The organism is uncultured Caballeronia sp. (assembly GCF_964243625.1).
GTDB lineage: Bacteria > Pseudomonadota > Gammaproteobacteria > Burkholderiales > Burkholderiaceae > Caballeronia.
In genome coordinates this window covers 1-3115 of record NZ_CAXTGZ010000683.1, presented here as the reverse complement: position 1 = coordinate 3115, position 3115 = coordinate 1, and the positions used below count along the sequence as shown (strand labels likewise).

At 57.0% G+C, this 3115-nt stretch carries 4 protein-coding genes and 1 pseudogene; all 5 read right to left on the bottom strand.

All coding sequences use genetic code 11. The features are described 5' to 3' along the window. Positions 1-485 (bottom strand): annotated as a pseudogene (locus ACFFAR_RS29235) (NADH-quinone oxidoreductase subunit L); the annotation flags it as partial. Between the two features lie 17 nt (positions 486-502). Then, entirely contained in the window at positions 503-808 is a 306-nt protein-coding gene (gene nuoK, locus ACFFAR_RS29230) for an NADH-quinone oxidoreductase subunit NuoK (protein ID WP_031360677.1), read from the bottom strand. 14 nt (positions 809-822) lie between these two features. Further along, positions 823-1524 (bottom strand): NADH-quinone oxidoreductase subunit J, encoded by a 702-nt coding sequence (locus ACFFAR_RS29225; protein WP_062167081.1) that lies wholly within the window; start codon positions 1522-1524, stop codon positions 823-825. A 162-nt stretch (positions 1525-1686) separates the two neighbouring features. After that, positions 1687-2175 carry an NADH-quinone oxidoreductase subunit NuoI gene (gene nuoI / locus ACFFAR_RS29220; RefSeq protein ID WP_050381450.1) on the bottom strand — a complete coding sequence of 163 codons (489 nt, stop codon included), beginning with the start codon at positions 2173-2175 and terminating at the stop codon, positions 1687-1689. An 18-nt stretch (positions 2176-2193) separates the two neighbouring features. Further along, a partial coding sequence (nuoH, locus tag ACFFAR_RS29215; protein WP_375509014.1) for an NADH-quinone oxidoreductase subunit NuoH occupies positions 2194-3115 on the bottom strand: 922 nt, incomplete at its 5' end.

The following is a 3115-nucleotide window of genomic DNA, read 5'->3' as shown; positions in this document are numbered from 1 at the left end:
CAGAAGCCGATCAGCAGGTACGACACCAGGCCCACCGCTTCCCAGCCGAAGAACAACTGCAGGAAGTTGTTGCTCATCACGAGCATCAGCATTGAGAACGTGAAGAGCGAGATGTAGGAGAAGAAGCGCTCGTAGCCCGTTTCTTCATCGGCCATATAGCCGATCGTGTAGATGTGCACCATCAGCGAGACGAAGGTGACGATCACCATCATCATCGCGGTCAGCGAGTCGACCAGGAAGCCGATCTCCATCTTGAGCGGGCCGACCGTCATCCATTCGTAAATGGTCGCGTTGAAGCTCGCGCCCTTCATGACGTCGAGGAAGACGAAACACGAAAGCACCAGCGATATCGCCACACCAAGAATGGTGATGCTGTGCGACGCGCGGCGCCCGATCTTCCAGCCGAACAACCCCGCGATCAGCGAACCGGCAAGCGGTGCCAGCGGAATCGCAAGCAGAAGGTTTTCATTGAGTGTCGTGGACATATCTGTCTTGCCTGAATTTAACCTTTGAGCTGATCGAGATCTTCGACGTTGATCGTGTCGAGGCTACGGAACAACGTGACCAGAATCGCGAGACCGATGGCCGCTTCAGCCGCCGCGACCGTCAATACGAAGAACACAAAAATCTGGCCGTGGATGTCGCCGAGATAGTGCGAGAACGCGACGAAGTTCGTATTGACCGCCAACAGCATCAGTTCGATCGCCATCAGGATGATGATCACGTTACGTCGGTTCAGGAAAATACCGACAATGCTGATCGCGAACAGGATCGCGCCGAGCACAAGGTAATGGGCAAGACTCAACATGGTTTTATATCTCCTCAGCCTTTGTTGTCGACCGTGCCGGCGCCGGCGTTGCCGGTAACGGGCGGATTGGTCGCGGCATCCGGCGCTTCCTGCTCGGACTTCATCTTCACGATCCGCACGCGATCTTTCGCACGCACCTTGACCTGTTCGCTCACCGACTGGCGCTTGTTGTCCTTCTTCTCGCGAATGGTCAGCGAGATTGCCGCGATGATCGCGACCAGCAGGATCAGGCCCGCGATTTCAAACGCGAAGATGTAGTCGGTGTAGATGACCTTGCCGATCAGGTGCGAATTCGACATCACTTCGTTCGGACCCACGCCGGAACCTACCCCGTTGACCAGCATCGCGTCGCGCACCGGCGTGACCGTCGCGCCATAGCCGTGCCACAGGATCAAAGCGGTCTCGATGATGATGATCGCGCCCACGATGCTCGCTATAGGCACGAATTTCTTGAAGTCGCGGTGCAGCACGTCGAGGTTGATGTCCAGCATCATCACCACGAACAGGAACAGCACCATGACCGCGCCGACATAGACGAGAACCAGCAAGATGGCGAGGAATTCGGCTTCGAGCAGCATCCAGATCGCGGCCGCGTTGAAGAACGCAAGCACGAGAAACAGCGCGGATGACACCGGGTTGCGCGAAGTGATCACCTTCAGCGCCGAAATAACCAGCAGCAGCGCGAAGATGTAAAACAGTACGGTCGTGAATTCCATGATTACCGGTTCATCGTTAGGCTTTGTGTTTTGACACAAGCGCGCCGTGTCGCATCTTTTGAAGGAAGCAACGTACAACCATGGCGCGCGGGCCGGAACAGCAGGTCAATTCAAATGCAGGAACAGCAAAAGGCGCGGTGAAGACGAGCGCCCCGCTCCGCTTTACCGATAAGGCGCGTCAGCAGCCTTCGCAGCAGCAATCTCCGTTTCATAACGGTCGCCCACTGCCAGCAACATGTCTTTCGTGAAATACAGGTCGCCGCGTTTCTCGCCGTGATACTCGAGGATATGCGTTTCGACAATCGAATCGACCGGGCAGCTTTCTTCACAGAAACCGCAGAAGATGCACTTGGTCAAATCGATGTCATAGCGCGTGGTTCGACGCGTATTGTCGGCGCGCGTTTCTGATTCGATGGTGATTGCAAGCGCCGGGCACACGGCTTCACACAGCTTGCATGCGATGCAGCGTTCTTCGCCGTTCTCGTACCGGCGCAATGCATGCAGGCCTCGAAAACGCGGGGAGATCGGGGTCTTCTCTTCCGGGAACTGAACCGTCACCTTGCGCTGGAACAAATAGCCGCCAGTCAGCGCAAGACCCTTCAGCAACTCGGTCAGGAAAAAGGTTTTAAAGAAATTCTGTAATGCGTTCATGGTTTTTTCATCCGCCCATTATTTCCAGATGTTCAGCGGTGACATGATCCAGAACCCGACCACGACCACCCACACCACCGACACCGGCAGAAAGATTTTCCAGCCAAGACGCATGATCTGGTCGTAGCGATAACGCGGGAACGTCGCACGGGCCCAGATGAACACGGACAGCAGGAAGAAGATCTTCAGCACGAACCAGAAAATGCCCGGGATGAAGGACAGGAAACCAAACGGCGCGCTCCAGCCACCAAGGAACAACGTCGATGCGATCGCCGAGATCACGATCATGTTGATGTACTCGGCCAGGAAGAACAGCGCGAACGCCATGCCCGAATAATCGATCATGTGACCCGCGACGATTTCCGACTCGCCTTCCACCACGTCGAACGGGTGACGGTTCGTTTCGGCAATGCCCGAGATGAAGTACACGACGAACATGGGCAGGAGCGGCAACCAGTTCCACGAGAGGAAGTTGATACCCCAGTTCGCGAAGATGCCGTGTTCCTGCGAGACCACGATAGCCGACATGTTCAGGCTGCCCGTGACCATCAGCACGACGACGAGCGCAAAGCCCATCGAGATTTCGTACGACACCATCTGCGCCGCGGCGCGCATGGCGCCAAGGAACGCGTACTTCGAGTTCGATGCCCAGCCGGCCAGGATCACGCCATACACGCCGATGGACGAAATCGCCATCACATAGAGCAGGCCGGCGTTGATGTCGCCCAGCACCGCTTTCGCCTGGAACGGAATCACCGCCCACACCGCGAACGCGGGAACCACGGTCATGATCGGCGCGATCAGGTAGATCCAGCGGCTCGCTTGCGTCGGCTGAATCACTTCTTTCAGCAACAGCTTCAGCACGTCGGCGATCGGCTGCAGGAGTCCGAGCGGACCCACGCGATTCGGGCCAAGACGCACGTGCATCCAGCCGATGAGC

Coding starts and splice junctions, on each gene's coding strand:
- nuoK (WP_031360677.1), bottom strand. CDS start 808: ATGTTGAGTCTTGCCCATTACCTTGTGCTCGGCGCGATCCTGTTCGCG.
- ACFFAR_RS29225 (WP_062167081.1), bottom strand. CDS start 1,524: ATGGAATTCACGACCGTACTGTTTTACATCTTCGCGCTGCTGCTGGTT.
- nuoI (WP_050381450.1), bottom strand. CDS start 2,175: ATGAACGCATTACAGAATTTCTTTAAAACCTTTTTCCTGACCGAGTTG.